20 protein-coding genes and 1 pseudogene are annotated in these 24,946 nt (G+C 71.7%); 17 read left to right on the top strand and 4 right to left on the bottom strand.

All coding sequences use genetic code 11. The features are described 5' to 3' along the window. The 5 genes and pseudogenes from UW392_RS58710 to obgE all read left to right on the top strand — a co-directional run. Positions 1–577 (top strand): annotated as a pseudogene (locus UW392_RS58710) (ribonuclease E/G); the annotation flags it as partial. A 170-nt stretch (positions 578–747) separates the two neighbouring features. Beyond that, positions 748–2,064: a phospholipase D-like domain-containing protein gene (locus UW392_RS58715; RefSeq protein WP_320783699.1), complete on the top strand. Its 1,317-nt coding sequence runs from the start codon at positions 748–750 to the stop codon at positions 2,062–2,064. 201 nt (positions 2,065–2,265) lie between these two features. Then, positions 2,266–2,586 carry a 50S ribosomal protein L21 gene (gene rplU / locus UW392_RS58720; RefSeq protein WP_320783700.1) on the top strand — a complete coding sequence of 107 codons (321 nt, stop codon included), beginning with the start codon at positions 2,266–2,268 and terminating at the stop codon, positions 2,584–2,586. A 14-nt stretch (positions 2,587–2,600) separates the two neighbouring features. Next, positions 2,601–2,855: a 50S ribosomal protein L27 gene (gene rpmA, locus UW392_RS58725; RefSeq protein ID WP_019523100.1), complete on the top strand. Its 255-nt coding sequence runs from the start codon at positions 2,601–2,603 to the stop codon at positions 2,853–2,855. Between the two features lie 121 nt (positions 2,856–2,976). Then, positions 2,977–4,416, top strand: coding sequence for a GTPase ObgE (obgE, locus tag UW392_RS58730; RefSeq protein ID WP_320783701.1), 1,440 nt, complete (start codon positions 2,977–2,979; stop codon positions 4,414–4,416). 72 nt (positions 4,417–4,488) lie between these two features. On the opposite strand, the gene UW392_RS58735 is transcribed toward obgE, so the two are convergent. Together UW392_RS58735 and UW392_RS58740 are read right to left on the bottom strand one after the other, a co-directional pair. Continuing rightward, on the bottom strand, positions 4,489–5,484 hold the full coding sequence (locus UW392_RS58735; protein WP_320783702.1) for a glycosyltransferase family 2 protein: 996 nt from the start codon (positions 5,482–5,484) through the stop codon (positions 4,489–4,491). A 157-nt stretch (positions 5,485–5,641) separates the two neighbouring features. Beyond that, the gene (locus UW392_RS58740; RefSeq protein ID WP_320783703.1) at positions 5,642–6,592 is read right to left on the bottom strand and encodes a CDP-alcohol phosphatidyltransferase family protein; all 951 of its coding nucleotides are present in this window, start codon (positions 6,590–6,592) and stop codon (positions 5,642–5,644) included. A gap of 437 nt (positions 6,593–7,029) precedes the next feature. On the opposite strand from UW392_RS58740, the gene UW392_RS58745 reads away from it, so the two are divergent. Beyond that, complete coding sequence (locus tag UW392_RS58745) at positions 7,030–11,376, top strand: glycosyltransferase (RefSeq protein WP_320783704.1); 4,347 nt, start codon at positions 7,030–7,032, stop codon at positions 11,374–11,376. A 24-nt stretch (positions 11,377–11,400) separates the two neighbouring features. Next, complete coding sequence (gene galE, locus UW392_RS58750) at positions 11,401–12,375, top strand: UDP-glucose 4-epimerase GalE (protein ID WP_320783705.1); 975 nt, start codon at positions 11,401–11,403, stop codon at positions 12,373–12,375. A 103-nt stretch (positions 12,376–12,478) separates the two neighbouring features. Here galE and UW392_RS58755 read toward each other — a convergent pair whose 3' ends face one another. Further along, entirely contained in the window at positions 12,479–14,677 is a 2,199-nt protein-coding gene (locus tag UW392_RS58755) for a hypothetical protein (RefSeq protein ID WP_320783706.1), read from the bottom strand. Positions 14,678–15,097: 420 nt separating this feature from the next. Between UW392_RS58755 and proB the strand changes: the two genes are divergently transcribed. From proB to UW392_RS58780, 5 genes are all read left to right on the top strand, one after another. Continuing rightward, positions 15,098–16,240 carry a glutamate 5-kinase gene (gene proB / locus UW392_RS58760; protein ID WP_320783707.1) on the top strand — a complete coding sequence of 381 codons (1,143 nt, stop codon included), beginning with the start codon at positions 15,098–15,100 and terminating at the stop codon, positions 16,238–16,240. 144 nt (positions 16,241–16,384) lie between these two features. Continuing rightward, the gene (locus UW392_RS58765) at positions 16,385–16,867 is read left to right on the top strand and encodes a hypothetical protein (RefSeq protein WP_320783737.1); all 483 of its coding nucleotides are present in this window, start codon (positions 16,385–16,387) and stop codon (positions 16,865–16,867) included. 94 nt (positions 16,868–16,961) lie between these two features. Then, positions 16,962–18,248, top strand: a complete 1,287-nt coding sequence (locus tag UW392_RS58770) for a glutamate-5-semialdehyde dehydrogenase (protein WP_320783708.1) — start codon at positions 16,962–16,964, stop codon at positions 18,246–18,248. A 59-nt stretch (positions 18,249–18,307) separates the two neighbouring features. Further along, positions 18,308–18,904 (top strand): hypothetical protein, encoded by a 597-nt coding sequence (locus tag UW392_RS58775; RefSeq protein ID WP_320783709.1) that lies wholly within the window; start codon positions 18,308–18,310, stop codon positions 18,902–18,904. Between the two features lie 98 nt (positions 18,905–19,002). Next, the gene (locus tag UW392_RS58780; RefSeq protein WP_320783710.1) at positions 19,003–20,070 is read left to right on the top strand and encodes a hypothetical protein; all 1,068 of its coding nucleotides are present in this window, start codon (positions 19,003–19,005) and stop codon (positions 20,068–20,070) included. A gap of 46 nt (positions 20,071–20,116) precedes the next feature. Here UW392_RS58780 and UW392_RS58785 read toward each other — a convergent pair whose 3' ends face one another. Continuing rightward, the gene (locus tag UW392_RS58785) at positions 20,117–21,229 is read right to left on the bottom strand and encodes a M48 family metallopeptidase (protein ID WP_320783738.1); all 1,113 of its coding nucleotides are present in this window, start codon (positions 21,227–21,229) and stop codon (positions 20,117–20,119) included. Between the two features lie 100 nt (positions 21,230–21,329). Between UW392_RS58785 and UW392_RS58790 the strand changes: the two genes are divergently transcribed. From UW392_RS58790 to rsfS, 5 genes are all read left to right on the top strand, one after another. Further along, positions 21,330–21,494: a hypothetical protein gene (locus tag UW392_RS58790; RefSeq protein WP_320783711.1), complete on the top strand. Its 165-nt coding sequence runs from the start codon at positions 21,330–21,332 to the stop codon at positions 21,492–21,494. 110 nt (positions 21,495–21,604) lie between these two features. Then, positions 21,605–21,769, top strand: coding sequence for a hypothetical protein (locus tag UW392_RS58795; RefSeq protein ID WP_320783712.1), 165 nt, complete (start codon positions 21,605–21,607; stop codon positions 21,767–21,769). 70 nt (positions 21,770–21,839) lie between these two features. Beyond that, a complete protein-coding gene (nadD, locus tag UW392_RS58800; RefSeq protein ID WP_320783713.1) occupies positions 21,840–22,526 on the top strand; it encodes a nicotinate-nucleotide adenylyltransferase in 687 nt (228 codons plus the stop codon). A gap of 17 nt (positions 22,527–22,543) precedes the next feature. Beyond that, positions 22,544–24,340 carry an LCP family protein gene (locus UW392_RS58805; protein WP_320783714.1) on the top strand — a complete coding sequence of 599 codons (1,797 nt, stop codon included), beginning with the start codon at positions 22,544–22,546 and terminating at the stop codon, positions 24,338–24,340. A 166-nt stretch (positions 24,341–24,506) separates the two neighbouring features. Then, positions 24,507–24,944: a ribosome silencing factor gene (gene rsfS / locus UW392_RS58810; RefSeq protein WP_320783715.1), complete on the top strand. Its 438-nt coding sequence runs from the start codon at positions 24,507–24,509 to the stop codon at positions 24,942–24,944. Positions 24,945–24,946: the final 2 nt, after the last annotated feature.

The raw sequence follows: 24,946 nt of genomic DNA on the forward strand, positions 1-24,946 counted from the left end.
CGCGCCCCCGGCGGAGGAGGCCGTGGTGACCGTCACGGAGCCGGTGGCCGCGCCCGCACCGGCCGCCGCACCGGCGCCGGTGGCCGAGGAGCCGCAGGCCGGCTCGTCCTCGGATGCCGGTGCGGACACCGGGGACGCCACGGACAGTGCCGCGCCCGCCCGGCCCCGCCGGCGCGCGGTGCGCAAGGCGACCGCGCCGACCGCGTCCGAGGACACGGCTGTGGTAGTGGTGCCGTCGGCTGCCGCGGAGGCTCCGGTGGACGCGTCCGCCAAGGCTCCGGCGGAAGCACCGGCGGACGCACCGGCGGAGGAGCCGGCGTCGACGGAGGAGGCCGCGCCGGCGAAGAAGACCGCGCGCAAGACCGCCGCCAAGAAGACGCCCGCCAAGAAGGCGGCGACGAAGAAGGCGACGGCGGCCAAGAAGACGACGACGGCGAAGAAGGCGACGACGAAGAAGACCGCCGCCAAGAAGACGACGGCCAAGAAGGCGGCGTCGAAGAAGACCGCGGCGGCCGAGCAGGCGTCGTCCAAGGTCACGGCGTCCGCGTCGGAGCCGGCGTCGACCGACGAGGGCTGACCCCCTCGGCGGGGTCGCGTGAGCTGGTGACCGGTGCCCCGGTCCGGCGGTTCGTCCGCCGGACCGGGGCACCGGTGTGTCGGCCACCGGCGCGCCCCGGTGCGGCGTAGAGTCCCGTGAGCTGCTCGCGACGCATGGACGGACCAGGGCCGGGACGGAGAGTGGAGCGCATGGCGCGGGTGCGCCGGAGAGCCACCGGGCGGCGGGCGGTCGCGCTGGCGACGGTGCTGTCGGCCGGACTGCAGGCCGCGGCCGCGACGGGGAGCGCGCGGGCCGTGGACGCACCCGGGTGGACCGGGGAACCCCTCTTCAACGACCCGCTGGGCACCCGCGAGGAGCAGCTCGCCATCCGTACCCGGCTGCTCGAACTGACCGGCGCGGCGCTGCCCGGCTCCACCATCAGGGTGGCCGTGTACCACCTCTGGGAGGCCACGGTCGTGGGCGCGCTCCTCGCCGCCCGGGAGCGTGGCGTGCACGTGCGGGTGCTCCTGGACGAGTCCAGCGTCAGCGACCGGCCGGCGAACACGGCGTACGGGAGGCTGGCCGCGGGGCTCGGCACGGACCCGGGGCGGCGGTCGTACGTCGCGACCTGTCCCGTGGACAAGTCGTGCCTCGGGGACCCCCGGTACGGGAAGTCGATCATGCACAACAAGTTCTGGCTGTTCTCGGCGGTGCGGGGGGCCGGGAACGTCGTCGTGCAGACGACCGCGAACTCGACGCCCTCCGCGCACACCAGGTTCTTCAACGACGCGCTGCTGCTGCCGGACAACCCGACGATGTACGGCGCGTACGCGGAGTACTTCGACACGATGGCCGCGGGGGACTGGAAGAACTGGAAGTACCGGACGGCGGGCGGCGGCCCGTACGAGGCGTACTTCTTCCCCCGGGCCGGCACCACGCGCGCCACCGACACCGTGTACGCGGCCCTGGACCGCGTCACCTGCGTGTACGAGGACGGCGCGGGCGCCGCCCGGAGGACCTCGGTACGGGTCGCGATCTTCAAGATCACACGGCAGGCCGTGGCCGGGAAGCTCGTCGCACTGCAGCGGGCCGGCTGCCGTGTCAGCGTCGTGTACGCGGAGTCGGACAGCGCGGCGAGCGGCGGCGGCACCAAGGGAACCTGGGAGAAGCTGCACACACCGGGCGGGCCCGCCGTGCGGTGCTACAACGACGACCGCGACCCGCTGCACCCCGGGCGCAAGCTCGTCACTCCCTACATCGTCCACTCCAAGTACCTCCTCATCGACGGCGTGTACGCCGGGGTACGGAACAAGGTGGTCCTCACCGGCTCCGGGAACTACACCGGGCCCGCGCTGCGCGAGAACGACGAGGCGGTCATCGAGGTCGACGACGACGCCCTGCACGACCGGTACCGGGCGCACTTCCAGCGGGTGACCGAGGTCGCCCACCCCGGCCGGGCGGACGGCACGGACCTGTGCAAGGGCGTGAAGCCGCTGCCCGCGGACGGGGAGAGGGCCGTGCGGTGACCGCCCGGAACGGCCGGGACTCGGTTTGACCCGTTCGGGGCGGGCCCCGTAACCTTGGTCGTCGGCATGTCCGCTGACATGCCACATCCCCGTAAACCTCTTCCTCCCGGGTGCCCCGGTGTCCCGAGGAGAGGCCGCCCGTGTTCGTTCCCGGACGGCTGGACTGCGGGGTGCCGTTCCGAGCGAGAGAGTGAGATCCGCGTGTACGCCATCGTGCGCAGCGGTGGTCGCCAGCACAAGGTTGCTGTCGGCGACATCGTTGAGGTTGACAAGATTTCCACTGCCAAGGTTGGCGACTCGGTCGAGCTCTCGACCCTGCTCGTTGTCGACGGCGACTCCGTGACCAGCGACCCGTGGGTGCTGGCCGGGATCAAGGTCCAGGCCGAGGTCGTGGACCACCACAAGGGCCAGAAGATCGACATTCTGCGCTACAAGAACAAGACGGGTTACCGCCGTCGTCAGGGCCACCGCCAGCAGTACACGGCGATCAAGGTCACTGAGATCCCCGCGGCTGCGAAGTAAGGGACTGAGGAGACATGGCACACAAGAAGGGCGCATCGTCCACCCGGAACGGTCGCGACTCCAACGCTCAGCGGCTCGGCGTGAAGCGCTTCGGCGGTCAGGTCGTCAACGCCGGTGAGATCCTGGTCCGCCAGCGCGGCACGCACTTCCACCCGGGTGCGGGCGTCGGCCGTGGCGGCGACGACACGCTGTTCGCGCTGCAGGCCGGTTCGGTGCAGTTCGGCACCGCCCGTGGCCGCAAGGTCGTGAACATCGTCCCGGTCGCCTGACCGGAACCACTCGCGAGGCGGACCTCACTTCCCGGTCGGGAAGTGGGTCCGCCTTTCGCGTGTTAGCTGTAGGCAAGAGCTGTACCAAGTAATCCATTGAACGTGCTGGAGGCACCCCACCATGACCACCTTCGTGGACCGCGTCGAACTGCATGTCGCCGCGGGTAACGGAGGCCACGGCTGTGCCTCCGTCCACCGTGAGAAGTTCAAGCCGCTGGGCGGCCCCGACGGCGGCAACGGCGGCCGGGGCGGCGACGTCGTCCTCGTCGTCGACCAGTCCGTCACCACGCTGCTCGACTACCACCACTCCCCGCACCGCAAGGCCACCAACGGCAAGCCCGGCGAGGGCGGCAACCGCTCCGGCAAGGACGGGCAGGACCTGATCCTCCCCGTGCCCGACGGCACCGTCGTGCTGGACGGGGCGGGCAACGTCCTCGCGGACCTGGTCGGCCACGGCACCTCGTACGTGGCCGCACAGGGCGGCCGTGGCGGCCTCGGGAACGCCGCGCTGTCCTCCGCCCGGCGCAAGGCCCCCGGCTTCGCCCTGCTCGGCGTACCGGGCGACCTCCAGGACATCGTCCTGGAGCTGAAGACCGTCGCCGACGTCGCGCTGGTGGGCTACCCGAGCGCCGGCAAGTCGTCCCTGATCTCGGTGCTCTCCGCGGCCAAGCCGAAGATCGCGGACTATCCGTTCACGACGCTCGTGCCGAACCTGGGCGTGGTCACCGCCGGCTCCACGGTCTACACGGTCGCCGACGTGCCGGGCCTCATCCCGGGCGCCAGCCAGGGCCGCGGTCTGGGCCTGGAGTTCCTGCGCCACGTGGAGCGCTGCAGCGTGCTCGTGCACGTGCTGGACACCGCGACGCTGGAGTCCGACCGGGACCCGCTCTCCGACCTCGACATCATCGAGGAGGAGCTGAGGAGCTACGGCGGCCTGGACGACCGGCCGCGCATCGTCGTCCTCAACAAGGTCGACGTGCCGGACGGCAAGGACCTCGCCGAGATGGTGCGGCCGGACCTCCAGGCGCGGGGCTACCGGGTCTTCGAGGTGTCGGCGGTCGCGCACATCGGTCTGAAGGAGCTCTCCTTCGCCCTGGCCGACCTGGTGGGCCAGGCCCGTGCGGCGAAGCCGCTGGAGGAGGCGACCCGGATCGTCATCCGCCCGAAGGCGGTCGACGACACCGGCTTCACCGTGGTCCGCGAGGACGACGGAATGTTCCGCGTGCGCGGTGAGAAGCCGGAGCGCTGGGTGCGCCAGACCGACTTCAGCAACGACGAGGCCGTCGGCTACCTCGCCGACCGGCTGAACCGCCTCGGCGTCGAGGAGGAGCTGATGAAGGCGGGCGCCCGCGGTGGCGACGGCGTCGCCATCGGCCCCGAGGAGAACGCCGTCGTCTTCGACTGGGAGCCCTCGGTCATGGCCGGCGCGGAGATGCTCGGCCGCCGCGGCGAGGACCACCGCTTCGAGGCCCCCCGTCCCGCCGCGCAGCGCCGCAGGGACCGCCAGGCGGAGCGCGACGAGGCGGACCAGGCGTACGAGGGCTTCGACCCGTTCGACTGAGCGGCTCGGCCGCCGGAGGGACCGGCAGCGGGCGCGCGTCCCGCCCGTCCGGTCCCCTCCGGACGCGGGCTCTCAGTTCGTCCGGGCCTCGAGCAGGGTGCCGAGCGTGCCGTTCTTGGCCGCCTCCTGCAGCTCCGCGTCGCCGGGCGCCTCCGCGAACTCGTGGAGGACGTCGTCGGGCAGGAGACGGTAGTGCTCGGTGAGCGACGGCAGCAGTGCCGGGAGGTCGAGGCCGCTCGGCCCCCGCTGCAGCTTCCTGAGGAAGCCCCGGTAGGTGAACGCCGCGTACCGCTGCAGCATGCGCTTGACCTCGCCGGGGTGCCGGTCGCCGAGCCGCAGCAGGTGCAGGTTCAGTTCCAGGTGGTCGAAATAGTTGGCCGGATTGGTCCGCAGGGAATCCATGATGGAAGTCCGGTCGGTCCGCTTCTGGTAGTTGTACACCGGCTTGTCGAGCAGGTATATGCTTTTCGCGGCCAGCATGGCGGGAATGCTGAACCAGGCGTCCTCGAACAGGCGGCCGTCGGCGAATTGCAGTTTGGCTCGGCGGACGAAGCGCGCCGAGTAGAGCTTGTTCCAGACGCTCCCGGAGAAGATGATTTCCGGGTACTCGCTGATGTCGGTGATCAGCCGGTCGCCCTCGCCGAAATGCTGCTTCCAGCGGCCGTAGGGGCGTTCCGGGACGTTGACGAAGTCCGCGATCACCATGTCGGCCTTGCTCTCCCGGGCGCAGGTGAGCATGGAATGGAGGCCGTCCTCGCGCAGGACGTCGTCCCCGTCGGCGAAGGCCAGATAAGGCGCATCGACCTCGGTCATCGCGTAATTGCGGGCGGCTCCCGGCCCCGCGTTCCGCTGGGTGAGCACGCGTGCGTTGGGGTGCCGGCGGGCGAAGTCCGCCAGCAGCCCGGGGGTGCCGTCCTCCGAACCGTCGTCGACCAGCAGGACCTGTGTCCTGTCGAATCCTCGCTGGGTCTCTATCGATTCCAGGCATGCGGGAAGATAGGGAGCCACGTTGAAACACGGCACGATGAGTGCGATGTCGTACCTGGATTTCGAGAAGCGCCATTTCACGGCGTGTGCGTCCTCTTTCGGAAGAAACCCGTCCGGTGACGGCCGAGCAGGGTGCAGAACGGGCCGGTCCCCGTCCGACGACGGGAACCGGCCCCACGGAACTGCCGGGTCCCGAGGACGGTCCGAGAACCGGCCCGGACCCGGCGGGGCGGCGGGCTCAGCGGCTCATGGCGGGAGTCTCCTGCGGGGCCTCGGACGCCTGCGCCTTGAAGGACGCCATGGTCCGTTCGAAGTCCTTGGTGGAGAGCAGGAGCTTGTAGATGATGGCGAACTCGAAGAGGAGCAGCAGGGCGCCCGCGCCGATGGTCGTCCACATGATCGCCCCGGCGAGCGGAGCGATGATGAAGACCGCCATCTGGAACTCGATGCCGCTGACCAGGTGGGTACGGATGCGGTGCGCGATCAGGTAGTCACGTATCCGCTCGTACTTGGTGAAGCGGCGGATGAAGGACTGCTGGGTGACCATCAGGGTGGAGGCGGGCTTGCTCACCGGCAGGGCGTCCGCGGGGTCGTCGGCCCCGTCGACCGCTCCGCCGACCGTTCCGTCCATGGCGGCGAAGGCGCTGGCGGGGGCGGCCGGCGCGGTGCCGTTCAGGGCGGCCGCGTCATCGAGCTTCTTCTTCATGCCCTGACGCACCTTGAAGATCTGCAGCGCGTCGATGTACCGCAGCATGTCCAGGAAGACGACCGCGAGGGCCAGCCACACGAAGGCGACGTTCCCGGTCTTGGCGTACTGGCCGCCCATGAGGGCGATCGCGCAGATCAGGACCCGGACGCGGTCGAAGACGTAGTCCAGCCAGGCACCGAACTCGGAACCCCGGCCGGTGAGCCGGGCGAGCTTCCCGTCCATGCAGTCCAGGATGAAGCTGACGTGGTAGACGATCGCACCGATGATCAGCCACTGCCGGTCGCCCTGGGCGAAGCAGGCCGCCGCCGCCAGTCCCATGACCAGAGCAGCCCACGTGATGCCGTTCGGAGTGATGCGTGGCCACCTGGCCGTCCACCGGACCAGTGGCGTGGCCACGGGGTCGACCAGGAGAACGGTCCACCATGCGTCTCGTCTCTTCTCGGTGAGACGGCGGACCTCGGCGAGAGGCGGGATGTCCATGCAGAGGCCTTCCAGGCTGCTGATTCACCGGCGTCGCGGCCGGAGAAGTGGGTGTGGCTGGTTCCTGCCCCGGCTTGCGCCGTGCCGCCGGCGCGGGAGAGGCAGGCTCAGGAATCTACCGGGCGTCGAACAGGCCAACGGTCCCCAAACTCTAGACGCACAGCGAGGCGTCGGGTTGCAGAACCGATCATGTGGTATAGGCCACAGTCCCGTATGTCTGCCTTGTGTGGTGGGGGCCGCGGGGGGCCCGGAGGGGCTGCGTTAACCTGCTCTTGAGACTGGCTACGCCCCTATGTCGCCTGCTGTTTGCCCGGCGGCGCGTCACCGTTGCCGTGTGCGGCACGACGGTCGGTGCTCCTGTTGCTGCTGCCGCGGCCAGGGATCCCGGTACGCAGGAGTAGCACTCCCAGGAGATCACCATCGGCGATGGAGGCGTAATGTCCACTTCCGCGGACACTGCACCCGTTATTACTGTGGTTGTACCCGCTTACAACGCCGCAGGGACCGTGGGCAGGGCCCTCGACTCGTTGGCGGTGCAGACGTTCCGGGACCTCGAGGTCGTGGTCGTCGACGACGCGTCGCAGGACGCCACGAGGGCGGTGGCGGAACGGTACGCCGAGCGGCTTCCCGGGCTCCGCGTCATCTCCCGTGACACCAACAGCGGCGGTGTCGGCGCCCCGCGCAACGACGGGATCCGCGCGGCCCGCGGCGAGTACGTCATGTTCCTCGACGCCGACGACGAGCTGACCGCCAAGGCCTGCGAGAAGCTGCTGCAGTCGGCCCGTGAGAGCGGCGCCGACATCGTCGCGGGCCGTACGCACCGGGTGAACCACGAGCGGGCCACGTCGAGGCTGTGGCAGCCGGCGCTCTACGGGACCGAGCGGTACGTCGCGGCGGCGAGCGCCTGGCCGGAGCTGGTCAACGACCCCATCGCCGCGGCCAAGCTCTACCGCCGGGCCTTCCTCGTCGAGCACGACATCCTCTTCCCGGAGGGCCTGTTCTACGAGGACACGCTCTTCTCGGCCATGACGTACGCGCACGCCGAGGGCGTCGCGGTGGTCGCCGAGCCGGTGTACCGGTGGATCTGGGAGGACGCCGCGCCCGGCGCCGGATCGATCACGAACCGGCGGAACGAGATCCGCAGCATCAGGGACCGCATCGAGGTCCACCGGCGGACGGACGCCTTCCTGGAGTCCGTGGGGGCCCGTGAGCTCAAGGCGCACAAGGACGCCCGCTTCCTCGGCCACGACGTGCGGCTCTACATGAAGGAGCTGCGGACCGCCGACGAGGAGTTCCGCTCGGCCTTCCTCGACATCGTCTCCGGCTACCTGGCCGAGGTGGGCGAGGAGGCGTACGCCCTGTGCAGCCCGCTGGACCGGGTGCGCGCCTTCTACCTGCGGCACCGGCTGCCCGACGAGGCGCTCACCGTCTCCGACTTCGAGCAGCGGCGCAGCGTGGTCTCGACCGACCTGGCACAGCGGGACGGGCGGACGTACTGGTCCGGCCGCCACCTGTCGCTCCCGGGCGCCGCCGAGGCCCTGGACGTCACCGAACTCGGGCTGCACGACGAGCCGTTCGACAACGCGCGGCTGTTCAACCGGGTGACGTCGCTCCGCTTCGACGGCGGAACCCTGCACGTCACCGGTGAGATCACCAACCAGTTCCAGCGCATCGGCGCCGGTGACCGCACGGAACTGGTGCTGCACGTGCGGGCCAAGGGAGTGCCCGGCCGGGCCTCCGTCAAGGCCGGGGACGTGCGCGTGACCGAGGACCACCTCTCCTACGCCGTCTCGGCCGACCTGGGGTCGCTGGCCGCCCGGTACGCGGACCAGGAGACGGTGAACGTGTCGCTGCAGGTCCTCTGGGAGGGCCGGAAGCACACGACCGCGCTGTGCGTGCGCAGCCTCGACCTGGAGCCCGTGGACCGCGCCCTGGACGGTTCGGGACTGGAGGCCTCCGAGTCGTCCAGCGGGAACCTCGTGCTCCGGCCGGCCGGCACCCGCACGGCCGCCGTCCGGGACGTCCCGGAGACGGACTGGACCTGGTGGGAGGGCCGGACCCGGCCGGACGTCCTCCCCGCCCCGGCGGAGCCCGAGCTGTCCGTGGTCCTCACCTGTGCCGCCGAGACGGAGTCCCTGCGCGCGAGCCTGCACTCCCTGGCCTGCCAGGACCTGTTCCCCCGCACCGAGCTGCACCTGGCCGTCGGTGACGGCGCCGGCGAGGACGTCGCCCTCGCCGAGGAGTTCGCCGGGAAGTACGGCAACGTCACGGTCCTGCGGGCCGGTGCGGACGCCGGCGACGGGACGGGCATCCGCCCCTCCGCGCCCTACGTGGCCTTCCTCGACGGCTCGACGGTCCTCGCCGAGGGAGGTCTGCGGCGGCTGCTGGACGCCGCGACGCGGAACGACGCCGATGTGGCGCTCGGGAACACCTGGCAGATGTCAGGGGCGCTCGCCGCGGTGGAGGAGCGCTGGCGCGAGCACTTCGGAGCCGGGGACACGGTCCTGGACGGAGTCGGTGCCGCACCCGGCCTGCTCTTCGCGGCCTTCCCGGGCGGCAAGGTCTTCCGCAGCGCCTTCCTGAGCGGGCTCGGCGTCCGGCCCGGCCCGGACACGGGCATCCGGGAGGTCGTCACCGCGCTCGTCCGGGCACGCCGGATCGCCCTCACCGACTCGGTCGTCCAGGGCGTCCCGGGGCCCGGCCCGGCGACGGGTGACCGCCTGTCGGCGATGCACCGCATGCTGGAGCTCAACTCCGCCCTGGCCGACGACTTCGCCTCCGCCGACGAGGCGGACAAGGCCCTGGTCCGCGCCTTCGCGGCGGGCAGCTTCGACAGCTGCCTGCGCGACCTGCCCAGGATCCTCGGGCGCGAGGAGCTCGCGGAGATCTATCCGCGGATCAGGGAGCTGTACCGGGACATACCGGACGACGTGGTGCTGGAGCACGCGCCCGCCGGCAAGTCGCTGCTGCTGCACCACGCGGTGAGGTCCGGCAACGCCGAGCTGTTCCGGTCCTCCACGGAGCCACCGCAGTTCCTCCCGCAGCTCTTCGTCGACGGGCCGCTCCTGCTGCGCAGGGTGGCGGGGGACGTCGAGCCCTCCACGCTGCTGCGCGTCGAGAACCGGTCCGCCCTCGCGGAGTCGGTGCAGCCCGTCGACGGGGCGCTGCGCGTCGAGGGCTTCCTGCTGCTGGGCGGGGTCGACCTGGCCCAGGACCTGGAGAACCGACTGGAACTGGTGCTCACCTCGCCGTCCGGGCAGGAGCGCTGCGTGGCGGTCCGGCAGGTCTACCGCCGCGACCGCTGGCACGTGCGCAGGCAGCGGGACCTGCACTCCGGCTGGCGCGCCGACCTGTACCACGGCGACCTGGGCAGCCTCCCCTCCGGCGCGTGCGGCCTCGCCGTCCGGATCCACGGTGAGAGCGGCCACATCGACATCCCGGTGACGCCCAGGCCGGCGCTGCACCGGTACAAGGCGCCGAACCGGGTGAGCGGATTCCGCTACCGGGTGACGGTGGCCGGCGACGGCACGGTCGACCTGCGGGTGGCCGCCGGCCGCAAGGCCCGGATCGCCGACGCGGCCCGGAGATTCGCCGACCAGACGGCCGCGGTGCTGAAGCGCCGGCCCGGCTGGCGCCTGCGGCTGCTCTACTGGCTCACCCGCCCCGTGCTCGCCCGCCGCGACATCTGGATCGTCGGCGAACGGCAGGACACCGCGCAGGACAACGGCTACCACTTCTTCCGGTACATGCGGGAGAACCACCCCGAGCGCGACGTCCACTACGTCATCGCCCCGAACTCCGCCGACCGCGAGAAGGTCGCCGGCTTCGGCAACGTCATCGCCCTGGGGTCGTGGAAGCACAAGCTGTACCTGCTCAACGCCGCCCGGCTGATCTCCCCGTACGACCTGGAGGCATACCTCGCGCCCCCCGGTATCGCCAAGGTCGAGTACCTGCGCCGGTTCGGGGACCTGATGCGCTACCGCCGGGTGTTCCTGCAGCACGGCGTCACGTACAACGACGTGTCGCAGTCCGCGCACAAGCAGTCGACCAGCGTCGACCTGTTCGTGGCGGCCTCCCAGCACGAGGCCGACTACATCGCGTCGGAGATGGGGTACGACCGGGGCGAGGCGAAGGCACTGGGCTTCCCCCGCTTCGACAAGCTGCAGCCGGTCGAACCGGAGCAGCCGACCATCCTGCTGATGCCGACCTGGCGGCGGGACATCGTGGTGCCCTCCTACAACCGCAGCCGCCGGCCGAAGGTGCAGTTCGCCGCCTCGGAGTACTACCGCTTCTTCTCCCTGCTCCTGGAGGACGAGCGGCTGCGGAACGCGCTGCGGGAGTCAGGCGTGCGCCTGGAGTTCTTCCCGCACTACGAGATCCGCCCGTACCTGCGCCACTTCAAGGTCGACCATCCGTCGATCAGCGTCGCGGACCCGAAGAAGCGCGGTGTGCAGGAGGCCATGAAGGAGTGCTCGCTCCTGGTCACCGACTACTCCTCGGTCTTCTTCGACGTCGCGTACATGGGCAAGCCGGTCGTCTACGTGCCCTTCGACGAGGACGACTTCTACGGCCGCCACTACCGGCGGGGCTACTACAACCTGTCCGAGGACGGGTTCGGCCCCGTGTGCCGCACGGTGGACGACGCCGTCGATGAGATCATCGCGGCGATCGACCGGAAGTTCACGGTCGAGAGCCCGTACAGCGATCGCGTGGACGAGTTCTTCGTGCGCCGTGACATGGCCAACAGCGCCCGTGTATTCGAGGCCATAGACCGTCTCGGCTGACGGCCGAGTGAAGGGGATGAGGCAATGAACTGGCTGATCACAGGAGGCGCCGGCTTCATCGGCGCGCATGTCGTCCGGGCCATGAGGGCGGCCGGTGAGCGGGTCGTCGTCTTCGACGACCTGTCGACCGGTGACTCCGGCAACGTCCCGGAGGACGTGCCCCTGGTCGTCGGCACGGTGCTCGACCGGGCGGCACTGGACGCCGCCATCCGGGAGCACGCGGTGACGGGCGTGGTGCACATCGCCGCGAAGAAGCAGGTCGCCGAGTCAGTGGAGCAGCCCCTCCACTACTACCGGGAGAACGTCACCGGGCTGGAGACCGTGCTCGCGGCCGTGGCCGACGCCGGGGTGAAGCGGTTCGTCTTCTCCTCCTCCGCGGCCGTCTACGGCATGCCGGACGTCGACCTCGTCACCGAGGAGACGCCCTGCGTGCCGATGAACCCGTACGGGGAGACCAAGCTCGTCGGGGAGTGGATGGTCCGGGCGGCCGGCCGGGCCCACGGCATCGGCAGCGTCTCGCTGCGGTACTTCAACGTCGCCGGCGCGGCGAGCGCGGAACTCGCCGACCGCGGTGTCTTCAACCTCGTGCCCATGGTCTTCGAGCGGCTGGAGGCCGGTGAGGCGCCGCGCGTCTTCGGTGACGACTACGCGACGCCCGACGGCACCTGCGTCCGCGACTTCATCCACGTGGAGGACATCGCCTCGGCCCACCTCGCCGCTGCCCGCAGGCTCGCCGACGACCCCGAGGGCACCGAGCTGACCCTCAACATCGGGCGCGGGGAGGGCGTGTCGGTCAACGAGATGATCGACCGCATCTGCAAGATCACCGGCCAGGGGGACGTACGCCCCGAGGTCGGCCCGCGCCGTCCCGGCGACCCGGCCCGGGTGGTGGCCGCGGCCGACCGCATCCGCACGGAACTGGGCTGGTCCGCCCGGTACGGGGTGGACGAGATGATCGAGTCGGCCTGGTCGGGCTGGCGGCTCAACCACCCGGGATAGCACCCGCCCGGCGGAACGCAGGGGCCCGGCCCCGGTCACAGGAGGGGCGGAAGCGCCTCCTGTGACCGGGGCCGGGCCCCTGTGCCGTTCGGGTGCACCAGTCCTAGGCCCTGGTGACCGTGGCCGCGGAGGCCGAGCCGTCCGGGCCGGACGGGCCGTCCGCGAGCCCGGGCGGGAGGGCGTCGTCGGCGACGGGGCCGAGGGTGCCCGCCGGATCGGGGATGTCGACGGGTTCCGGCTCGTCCACGGCCTCCGGTCCGGTCGCCGTCCCGGCTCCCTCCGTGCCCGCGGGCCGGGACGGGCCGCGCGAGGCCGTGCGGGCCGCCATCCGCACCCGGCGTTCGTCGGCCTTGGCGCACAGCGCCGTGACCGCGGCGCCGAAGCGGACGGCCGACGGCGGGTCGGACGGGCCCAGCAGGTGCTCCTTGAGCTCCGCGCGGGCCGTGGCCAGCTGGTCCTTCTCCGGGTGGCGGACCGACTCCAGCAGGGCCGGGACGCCCTCGGCGGACGGGGTGAGGACGACCCCCGCCGACACGGTCGGGAATCCGGCCCGGAAGGCGTCCTCGTCCAGGCCGGTGGTGTTGGCGACGGCGTACGGCTTCTCGCTGGACAGCCAGTCGGAGACCACCGACGAGACATCGCTGATCAGCAGGTCCGCCTGGTTGAAGCAGGCGAAGATCGACGGACGCGCGTCCGTGACGATCTGGTGCTCCCACTCCGGGAGGGACGCCCGGTGCGCCCTCTCCCAGGCGGCCGTGGCCTCGGCGATGGCCGCCTCGCGGCCGCCCCGGGTGGCGCCCTGGAGCAGCATCCGCTCCATCTCGTCCGCGGCGGCGCGGAAGGACGTCGACGTGAGCCGGTCCAGCTCGGCGGTACGGCGGGCCAGCTCGGCGGCGGCCTCCGGACCGGGCCGCTCCCCCGAACGGCGGGTGTTGGCCTCGCGGATCATCGCCATGATCCGCTCGTTGGCGCCGCCCGCGCGCGGGTCGACGGAACCGGTCAGCGGGTGCGGCTTGTACAGCAGCCGCACGCCGTCGTCGGCGAGCAGCCCCCGCACGATGTTCTCGCCGGCCAGGACCACCGAGGTGTTGCCCGGGTTGCCGTCCCAGCCCTCCCACGTGGGGGCGTACAGGACGGTCGTGTACGGGCCCGTCGGCGCGCCGGAGTGGGGGCGGATCGGGGCCAGCTGCGGGCGCCCGACCTCGACGACGTCCTTGTCCTCGACGCCGACGTCGGCGAGCGCGTACCGCTCGCGCGCCGCGGGCCCCGCGACCCACACCTCGTCGTACGCCTTGGCGTACGGGTTGCAGGAGGACAGCTTGTCGCTCTCGCCGTGGTTGATGAACGCGTGCTTGATCGTCGGGATGCGCAGCACCTGCGAGGTCTTCGCCGCGTTCGCCGGGTGCAGCATCATCTTCAGCGACGAGTTCTCCAGCGAGAACATCGTCGACACCTTCGGGAAGCAGACGATCGGCACGTCGGTCGCCTCGATCTTCTGCACCATGAAGCGTTCCCGCAGCACGATCAGCGGCTTGCCGTCCAGCGTGGAGAGCGTGGAGAGCCACATGTTGGCCTGGTACGCCGACGTCGTACCGCCGGAGAAGTACATGGCGACGGTCGGCCGGTAGTCGGCCAGCCACTCGTCCAGCCACGCGATGACCTGCTGCTCGTTCCTCGCCCGCTTCCCCGGCAGCAGCCAGGTCGCCAGGTACACCGTGCCGGCCAGCATCAGGGCCAGGGCCAGACCGACCCCGAGGGCGCCCCAGAGCGCGTCCTGACTGGCCGCGGTGGCCAGCAGACCGGCCGTGGCGGGCAGCGAGAACGTCAGCAGGCGCTGGCCCTGGCGGCGGGCCAGCAGCCGCGGCGGGGCGGCGCTCAGGCGCAGCGCCGAGGCGTCGATGTTCCGCGTGACGACCGGCAGGGTGCGGGCGCGGCGCACCAGCACGGCCACGGCCTGGCAGGCGAAGTGCAGCGCGTACAGGACGCACAGGCCGACCAGCATCGGGCCCTGCTCACCCAGCGGGTCGATGCCCTCGATCCGCAGCAGCCCCACGACGATCAGCATGTCGCGCAGCAGCTGCCGCACCGTCACGTCGAAGCGCACCTTGGCCAGCAGGGACAGCAGCCCGGGCTGGCGCTGCTGCAGGAAGAGGTCGAGGACGAGACCCACCGCGGATCCGGCGAGGAGGAGGGGCACTTGGGGCAGCAGGGCGCCCACGAGCTGGGCGACGTAGGCCGCGGACATCGCGAGCAGCGAGATCAGCTGCACTGCGCGACGGGATACGGGTCCGGCAGAGGGCACGAGCGGGGCTCCTGACGGCAGAGCGGACTGAGGGGGACCGTGTGGGGCGGCCGACCGCGACTCCGAGCGCTAGGCTGCGCCGCGGATGACCATAGACCGTAGATGGTTGCCTGTCGCGATGACAATTTTCGGTGTTCTCCGTCACCCGTACTTGCGGTCGATTGCTGACAGTAGAGGAGGAAACGGCGGAGATGCTGCGGTGCCGACGCCCCACCCGCACGGTTCCGGCACCTTCCGGTCACGCTGCGCTTACCCCCGGCCGTCCCCGGCATACCCCTGCCGGATCCGGCCGTCCGGGGTCCGGACAGCCCGGCGCGGGGACACGGTGTGACGTAGATTGACGGGACGGTGAAGGCGGCACGGAGCGGCGGGACGCCGGCTCGTCCGGCCGGGCCGATACGAGTGAAGGACGCGCAAGAGGTGTCAGGCGAAGCAGGCGATCGGGCACGGCACGAGGTCGTGACGGCGCGCAGGATCGTGGTGAAGGTCGGTTCTTCCTCCCTGACCACGGCCTCGGGAGGACTGGACGCGGACCGGGTGGACGCCCTCGTGGACGTCCTGGCCAAGGCGCGCACCCCGGGCGTGAAGGAGGTGGTGCTCGTCTCCTCGGGCGCCATCGCCGCCGGGCTCGCGCCGCTGGGCCTGCGTCGGCGCCCCCGCGACCTCGCCCGGCAGCAGGCGGCCGCGAGCGTCGGCCAGGGCCTCCTGGTGGCCCGCTACACCGCCTCCCTCGCCCGGTACGGCATACGGGTCGGCCAGGTGCTCCTCACCTCCGACGACATGAGCCGCCGCGCCCACCACCGCAACGCCTCGCGCACCCTCGACAAGCTCCTCGCGATGGGCGCGCTGCCCGTCGTCAACGAGAACGACACCGTCGCCACCGACGAGATCCGCTTCGGCGACAACGACCGGCTCGCCGCGCTCGTCGCCCACCTCGTCCACGCCGACCTGCTGGTCCTGCTGTCGGACGTGGACGGCGTGTACGACGGCGACCCGAGCAGGCCGGGCACCTCGCGGATCGCGGAGGTGCGCGGGCCCGGGGACCTCGCCCACGTCGAGATAGGCAGCGCGGGCCGGGCCGGCGTCGGCACCGGCGGCATGGTCACCAAGGTCGAGGCCGCCGGGATCGCCGCGGCCGCCGGCATCCCCGTGGTGCTGACGAGTGCGGTGCACGCCGCGGACGCCCTCGCCGGGCGTGACACCGGCACGTACTTCCACCCCACGGGCAAGCGCTCCGCCGACCGCCTGCTGTGGCTCCAGCACGCCTCCACCCCGCAGGGCGCGATCACCCTCGACGACGGGGCCGTGCGCGCGGTCGTCGAGGGCCGCAAGTCGCTGCTGCCCGCGGGCATCGCGTCGGTCGAGGGCGAGTTCACCGCGGGCGACCCCGTCGAACTGCGCGACGGCGAGGGCAGCGCGGTGGCGCGGGGCCTGGTCAACTTCGACGCCAAGGAGATCCCCCGGCTGATCGGCCGCTCGACGCGAGAACTGGCGCGCGAGCTCGGTCCTGCCTACGAACGAGAGGTCGTCCACCGCGACGACCTGGTTCTGCTACGTCCCTGACCGATCGGGCCCGCAAACATACGATTCCCGGCACCCGGCGGTGGACGTTCCGTAAAACCGCCCCGCGAAGCCGTTCCGCCTGCTCAACTTTGAGTCAGCGAGATATCGCACGACCATCGTGAGAAGGAGGCCGACGTGAGACGAGTGCGCCATGGGGCGGCGGCGTCCCGCGCTGGTGGCGGTCCCCGCGTGGCCGGCGAGGAGCGCGCGCTCACCAGCGTCACGGCCGGTGCCGGGTACGAGGGACGGGCCTGTGTCGAGGCCGGCCGGGAGCAGCCGGAGGAGGCCGCCCGGCTGTGGCACGTGACGCTCAGCGTCTCGGGCGGCGAGGCCCCGCTGAAGGAGGTGCGGCGCGGACTCGAACAGCTCGCCCACGACCACCCCTTCCTGCTGACCAGCCGCTACGCCAACGACCACGCCGAGATCCGCTACTGGGAAGAGGCCCGCGACCTGCACGACGCGGCCGCCGTCGCGCTGCGCCTGTGGGGCGAGCACCGGCAGACCGCCCGGCTGCCGCCCTGGGAGATCGTCGGCCTGGAGGTCATCGACCGCGAGACCTACCACCAGCGCGTCGCGGAGGGCTGCGGTCCGCTCCCGGCCGCTCCGGTGGGAGTCCACCCCTACTGAGAGCCCGGGAACGGACCCCGGCCGGGCGCCGCACCGTGTCTCGCGCACTGGGATGACCGCTGGACCGGCCCGCCCGGCGCACTACCCTTCCCCCATGACCACGCTCTCGCCGTACGACTCCATGTCCCCGGTCACCCGCGCCGCCTACCGGGCCAAGGCCGCCGCCGCCGACATCGCGCCGCTGCCGCGCGCGGTCAAGGACGACGCGCTGCTCGCGGTCGCGGACGCCCTGGAGGTCCGGACGAGTGAGATCGTCGAGGCCAACGCCGTGGACGTCGCCCGGGCCCGCGAGGCGGGTACCGGCGAGGCGATCGTCGACCGGCTCACGCTGACCCCGGAGCGGGTGCGCGCCATCGCCTCCGACGTACGGGACGTCGCGAAGCTGCCGGACCCGGTCGGCGAGGTCGTCCGCGGCTCCACCCTCCCCAACGGCATCGACCTGCGCCAGGTGCGGGTGCCGCTCGGCGTGGTCGGCATCATCTACGAGGCCCGGCCGAACGTGACCGTGGACGCCGCCGCCCTGTGCCTGAAGTCCGGGAACGCGGTGCTGCTGCGCGGTTCGTCCTCCGCGCACGAGTCCAACACCGCGCTGGTCCGGGTGATCCGCGACGCCGTCGGCGGGGCCGGGCTGCCCGCCGACGCCGTGCAGCTCGTCCCGGGCGAGAGCCGTGAGTCCGTACGGGAGCTGATGCGCGCCCGTGGCCTCGTCGACGTGCTGATCCCGCGCGGCGGCGCCTCCCTGATCCGCACGGTCGTGGAGGAGTCCACCGTCCCGGTCATCGAGACCGGCACCGGCAACTGTCACGTGTACGTCGACGCGCAGGCCGACCTCGACACGGCCGTCGAGATCCTGATCAACTCCAAGGCGCACCGGGTGAGCGTGTGCAACGCCGCCGAGACGCTGCTGGTCCACCGGGACATCGCCGCCGCGTTCCTGCCGCGCGCGCTGGACGCGCTGGCCGACGCCGGGGTGACCGTGCACGGCGACGAGCGCGTGCTGGCCCACGCGGAGGAGACCCGGGCGACGGTCGTCGAGGCGACCGCGGAGGACTGGGAGACCGAGTACCTCTCGTACGACATCGCCGCGGCCGTCGTCGACTCGCTGGAGGCGGCCGTGGAGCACATCCGGCTGTGGAGCTCCGGGCACACCGAGGCGATCGTGACGACCTCGCAGCAGGCCGCCCGCCGTTTCACCCAGCTGGTCGACTCCACGACGGTCGCCGTGAACGCCTCCACCCGCTTCACCGACGGTGGCCAGTTCGGGTTCGGCGCCGAGATCGGCATCTCCACGCAGAAGCTGCACGCCCGCGGCCCGATGGGGCTGCCGGAGCTGACGAGCACGAAGTACATCGTGACCGGGGACGGCCACGTGCGCCGCTAGGGTCGATGAATTTCCTTACCGTCTGCCCAAATTGACCCCCCCAGGTCTACTCTGGATCCGTGCCGGAGGACGTGGGGGGCACGCCGTTCGCCGACGGCTGGGAGCCCGACGACGACCGTGACCGCGGGGGCGGGGACGAGGACTTCCCCTCCGTGGTCTTCGACGAGGACTTCGTACGGGCGGCCGTGGTGCACGAGCCGACCGCCGTCGAACGCCTGCTGGCGGCCGCGCAGGCCCGCGCCGAGGCACAGGAGGCGGAGGCGCGCCGGGCGCACACCAGACGTCCGCGCGGCGACGACGAGCTCTACGACGACGGCTGCGGCCCCGACGACCACGACTTCGGCCCTGGCCGGGACCGTGACGACTTCGACGACCTCGACGACACCGAGGTACTCGAAGGCCGCTACGGCGAGCCGGGCACCTACGGCCGGCAGCCCCGCTGGCACCGGCCCGTGGCCTGGGTGCTCGCCCTGGTGATGGGCGTCGGCATGGTCGCACTCGCGTTCACGGCGGTCTACCGCGGAGCCTCCTCGGGCAGCGGGCAGCAGATTCCGCCCCCCGCCTCCACGGGCCTCGAACAGGGTGTCGACACGGCCCCTTCCGCCTCGGCCGACTACTCCCAGCCGCCGGTACCGGCGGTGCCGCGCACACCCTGAACGCCCCTGGCGCACGCCCGCGCGCGACATGAGGACGTGTCAGAAGTTGTCGCGTACCAGGGCGTTCACCTGGGCCCGGCGGGTCCTACTCTGGAGGTATGGGCGGACCTGGAGACCCACCTGAGGGGACACCCGAGGGCGCTCCCGGTGGTGGAGAGGACGAGTACCGATCCATCGTCTTCGACGAGTCGTTCGTCCGCGCTGCCCGGCTCCAGGAGTTCTCCGCCAGGGAGCGCATGGCCGACCACGCTCCCGCCGTACGCCACCGCGCCCCGATGCACCGCGGACTGTCCCGGCAGGCGCTGGTCCTCGTGGTGCTGATCGCCCTCGCCTTCGGCATGGCCATCTACATGGGGCTGCGCCACCCGTACGAGACACCGGCCGACGGGCCGGCCGAGCCGCTGCGGATGACCGTCGTGCCGCTCGCCCCGCAGACCGCCGTGCCCGGTTCCACCGATCTCGATCAGCTGTACGAGCGCAGTCCCGCCGCGCACTTCCGCATCGGGGCCGAGGGCATCACGATGCCCGCCACCCGGCGCACCGCGAACTTCTCCGACAGCCAGGTCGTCACGGCCCTGGCCACCGCCAAGGACTACCTGGTCGCCTCCGCGCTGGACCCGGAGGTGCTGAACGGCACGACCGTCCGGCCCCCGCGCGTCCTGCTCGATCCCCAGCTGCTCGACCAGTTCGACCGGAGTTTCGACCACCCCGCGGCCGACGGGGAGCACGCGCCCACCGGCTGGATGGTCCGCTTCGACCCCTCCCGCGCCGAACTCGCCGACTCCGCCGTCCGGGTGCGGGGCACCCTGCGGGCCGCCGAGTCCGGCCCCGGCACCCTGGAGGTCGTCGCCGACCACACCTACGTCTACGCGCTGCGGCCCGCCGGCGCGGACGAGGAGGCCGCGGCCTCCCTGTTCACCGTCCGGCGCGAGCTGCACTTCCGCTTCGACCGCGACGACCTGCGCAGCCACCGGGCCGAGGTCGTCGTGGCAACGGTCCGGGCCGGTCCGCTCGCCTGCGCCGAGGACGCCGCGAACCACCTGCGCCCGCTGCTCGCGGGACAGACGGCGGGGGCGGGCGGCCCGGCCGGCACGGATCCGTACGCCACGGCCGGCACCACGGCCCTGTGCGGCGTGCTGGCGCAGGGCGCACAGCCGAAGGTGTGACGCCGGAGGGGACGCCCGCGCTCACTCCTGGCCGGGACGCCCGCGCTCACTCCTGGCCGGGGCGCTCGTCGCGGGGCCCGTCCTTGGCCGCACCACCGCCACCGCCACCGCTGCCGCCGCCGGTGAAGCCGCCGAAGCCGCGCCGTACCCGGCCGCCGAGGTCGCCCGCCCCGCCCGCGATGTCGCTGACCAGCTTCATCAACGGGTCCTTGGAGTTCTTGACGTCGCTGGCGTAGGCGGCCGCCGACTGCTTGAAGGAGTCGGTCACCGAGGTGTCCCCGTCCTCGTCGCGCCGCGGGTAGTGACCGTCCATGATCCGCTGGAAGTCGCGCGACTCTGCCCACTTCTTCAGCTCGGCCGCGCGCACGGCGGTGAAGGGGTGGGAGCGGGGCAGCACGTTCATGATCTTGAGCACGGAGTCGCGCAGGTCGCCCCCGGCCTCGTACTCCTCGGCCTGCCTGAGGAACGCGTCCACGTTCATCTCGTGCAGGTGGTTGCCGCCCGCGATCTTCATCAGGCCGCGCATCGAGGCCTGGAGGTCCTGTCCGACCAGCAGTCCCGCGCGGTCCGCGGACAGCTCCGACTTGCGGAACCACTCGCGCAGCGCGGTCACGATCGCCATGATCGCGAGGTTGCCCAGCGGGATCCACGCCACCCGGACGGCCAGGCTCGTCAGGAACAGCAGGATCGTGCGGTAGACGGCGTGGCCGGAGAGGGCGTGGCCCACCTCGTGGCCGATGACGGCCCGCATCTCCTCCTCGTCCAGCAGTTCGACGAGGCCGGTGGTGACGACGATGATCGGCTCGTCCAGGCCGATGCACATCGCGTTCGGCTGCGGGTCCTGGTTGACGTACAGCGGCGGGACCTTCTGCAGGTCCAGGATGTAGCAGGCGTCCCGCAGCATGTCGTTGAGGTGCGCGAACTGCTCGTCCGAGACCCGTACGGAGTCGGACAGGAACAGCAGGCGCAGACTGCGCTCGGGCAGCAGGCCGCTGAGTGCCTTGAAGACCGTGTCGAAGCCGCTGAGCTTGCGCAGGGCCACCAGGGCCGAGCGGTCCGCGGGGTGCTCGTACGCCCGTGAGGACAGGCCCTCGAAGCGCCTGCGGCTCCTGCTGGGCACGCTCCCGTGACCGTTCTGCTCATGGCTGCCGTCGGACATGTGTTCCCCCATGCGTCTGATTGCCCAGTGTGCCCCCGAAGCGAGGTCCAGCCTAGGCGGAGATACCGTGGCAGGGCAGCACACCGTAAGGAGCGACCCGATGGAACACCCCTCTGCCGCATGGCTCACCCAGGCCATGGCCGCCGCCGAGGAGCAGGGCGCGCTCGGCGGCAACCTGTTCCGCGTCGTGCTGATCGTGATGCTCGTGGGCTGTGTGCTGGTCGGCTGGTTCCTGCTGCGGGGCTACCGCGACGACGACGAGTGACGAGCCGGTCCGCCACAAGGTGGAGTCGGCGTGAGCGCGGCGGAGGTGCCCGCTTACGATGAGCGGGCGTTACCCGTCCCGATCCCACACCCGGATAGGTCCAGCCGACGATGAGCTTCCACAGCACCGCTGCCCAGTTGGTCACTCTCGCCGCCGAGGGGGAGGAGCACGGCGGCAACCACGCGAGCCTCAGCCCCTACCTGACCGGTATCGGGGCCTTCGCCGTCCTGATGCTCCTCCTGTGGATCACCACCCGTTTCAACCGGGACCGCTGAACCCACCGCACAGTCCCGCAAATAGACGTTCGACCGGAGCGTGTCGAACGGGCCGGTAGGGTCTGCATGCATGGGAGAGCAGGAAATGCCTACCGGCCCGGAGCAGACCGCGGCGGACGGCCGGGTGAGCCGCCCCGGACACGGCCCCGGCACCGGGGTCTCGGGACCGGGGCGACGCCGCCTGGGTGTGATGGGCGGTACGTTCGACCCGATCCACAACGGTCACCTCGTCGCGGCCCAGGAGGCCGCCACCCAGTTCGGACTCGACGAGGTCGTGTTCGTGCCGACCGGTGAGCCGTGGCAGAAGTCGCACCGCTCGGTGTCCCCGGCCGAGGACCGCTACCTGATGACGGTCATCGCCACCGCCGAGAACCCGCAGTTCTCCGTCAGCCGCATCGACATCGACCGCGGCGGCCCCACCTACACCACGGACACCCTGCGCGACCTGCGGCGGCTCAACCCCGACACGGACCTCTTCTTCATCACCGGCGCCGACGCGCTGTCCCAGATCCTCACCTGGCGGGACACGGACGAGTTGTTCTCGCTCGCGCACTTCGTCGGCGTCACCCGCCCCGGACACACCCTGCAGGATCCGGGGCTGCCCGCCGGGGGCGTCTCGCTCGTCGAGGTCCCGGCACTGGCCATCTCGTCCACGGACTGCCGTGCGAGAGTCGCCAAGGGCGATCCCGTCTGGTATCTGGTGCCGGACGGTGTGGTGCGCTACATCGACAAGCGTGAGCTGTACCGCGGCGAGTGAGCCGAGAGGGGCACCGGGTGAACGACCGATACGACGCCGGCCACGGGAGCGACAGTTACGAGCTCGTCGGTTACGACGAGTTCGGGCAGCCGGTGTACCGCCAGGTGCCCGCCCAGTACTCCCCGCAGGCGCCCCAGGATCCGCAGGGGTACGACCCGTACGGGGCGCAGTCCCAGCAGGGCCAGCAGCAGTCCCAGGGGTACGGCTACGGCTACGACCCGTACGCGCAGCAGCCGGCGGACCCCTACGACCCGGCGCCGTCCCCGTCCGCGTACCACGACCCGTACGGCGGCGGGCACGGCGGGGGAGCGGGACAGGCGGCCGGACCCGGGTACGACGGGTACGACCCGTACGGGCAGGGCGCCGGCACCGGGCAGCAGCAGACGCACACCGCCGTCCAGCACCCCCAGGGCGCCCACGGCGACGAGAGATCCGCGTACATCCCGCACCAGGGCGGGTCCCCGGAGAGCGTGCAGGAGGACGGGCAGGGCGAGCGCGGCCGCTCCGACGAGGGGATGGAGGGCGCCGACGGCAGGGAGTACCACACCGAGCAGTTCGCCTTCGTCGAGGAGCCCGACGGCGACTCCGAGGACGTGATCGACTGGCTGGCGTTCACCGAGAACCGCACCGAGCGCCGCGAGGAGGCCAAGCGCCGGGCCCGCGGCCGGCTCGTCGCGCTGGTGGTCGCCCTCGCCCTGGTCGCGGCCGGCGGCGTCGGCTACCTCTGGTTCGCGGGCAAGCTGCCCGGCTCCTCGGGCGACGGCAAGGCAGGCACCACGACGGCCGCCGGCGCCCAAAAGCGCGAGGTGCTCGTCGTCCACCTGCGCAACACCGGTGACGACGGCACCTCCACGGCGCTGCTCGTGAACAACACCACCACCGAGCGGGGCGCCACCGTCCTGCTGCCGAACTCCCTCGCCCTGACCGACGACGAGGGCACCACCACCACCCTCGCCAAGTCCGTCGAGGACGACGGCGCCTCCGGCACCCGCGAGGCGCTGCACACCGTCCTGGGCACCGACATCGAGGGCACCTGGCGCCTGGACACCCCGTACCTGAACAACCTCGTCGAACTCGTCGGCAACATCGAGGTCGACACCGACACCGACGTGCCCGACCCGGACGCGAAGAAGGGTGCGGCACCGCTGGTCAACAAGGGCGAGGCGCAGACCCTCAGCGGCAGGACGGCTGTCGCCTACGCCACCTACCGGGCGTCCGGAGAGCCCGAGAGCGCACAGCTGGAGCGGTTCGGACAGGTGATGCAGGGCGTGCTGCGCAAGCTCTCCTCGGACGCGCAGGCCGCCACGGTCACCATGCAGACCCTGGCCCAGATCCTCGACCCGCCGCTGACCGACAGCGACCTCGGGACCTTCCTCGCGGGGCTCGCCGAGCGCGCCAAGGGCGGCGACTACGAGACCGCCTCGCTGCCGGTCCAGGAGGACGGCACGCTCGACGCCGAGACCTCGGACAGCGTGGTGAAGGAGCTGCTCGGCGGCACGGCGAAGAGCCCCGAGGCGGGCGACGCCGTCCGGGTCGCCATCAGGAACGCCACCGGCGACGAGGACGCCACCGAACAGGCCCGCGTGGTCCTGCTCAACGGCGGCTACACCTTCCTCGACGCGGGCACCGCCTCCGCCGCGGGGGCCACGTCCGAGATCACGTACGCCGACGACGCGAGCAAGGAGGAGGCGGTCGAGGTCGCGAAGACGCTGGGCCTGCCGACCGGCAGCGTCGTCAAGGGCAGCACCACGTCCAACGCCGACGTCTCGGTCGTCCTCGGCCAGGACTACGAGGTGACCGGCCCGGCCGGGTGAGGACCGCGCGGTCGTGCCGTGGGACGGCGGGCTCCGGGGCCACCCGGAGCCCCCGCCGCACGGCATGATCGTCCGCCTGCGGGTAATCCCTGGGGGGTGGCGGCGGTCCGTGAGACCCTTGGGGTAGCCCGCGAGGGCTCCCTGACCGCCGACCGAAAGCCACGTAGTGACCGCCACCGACCGCTCCCTCGAGCTCATCACCGCCGCCGCCCAGGCGGCCGCCGACAAGCTCGCCCACGACGTCATCGCGTACGACGTCAGCGACGTCCTGTCCATCACGGACGCCTTCCTGCTCGCGTCCGCGCCCAACGACCGCCAGGTCAAGTCCATCGTCGACGAGATCGAGGAGCGGCTGAGCAAGGAGCTCGGCGCCAAGCCCGTCCGTCGCGAGGGCGACCGCGAGGCCCGCTGGATCCTGCTCGACTACGTCGACATCGTGGTCCACGTCCAGCACAGCGAGGAGCGGGTCTTCTACGCCCTCGAGCGGCTCTGGAAGGACTGCCCCGAGCTGGAACTGCCCGCCGACGCCAAGGCCACCCGTGGCAAGGCCGAGGAGCACGCCCGCTCGGAGGCGGACGGGGACGCGGCCGGGGAGCCGCGGTGAAC

This window comes from Streptomyces sp. CRN 30 (assembly GCF_034105845.1).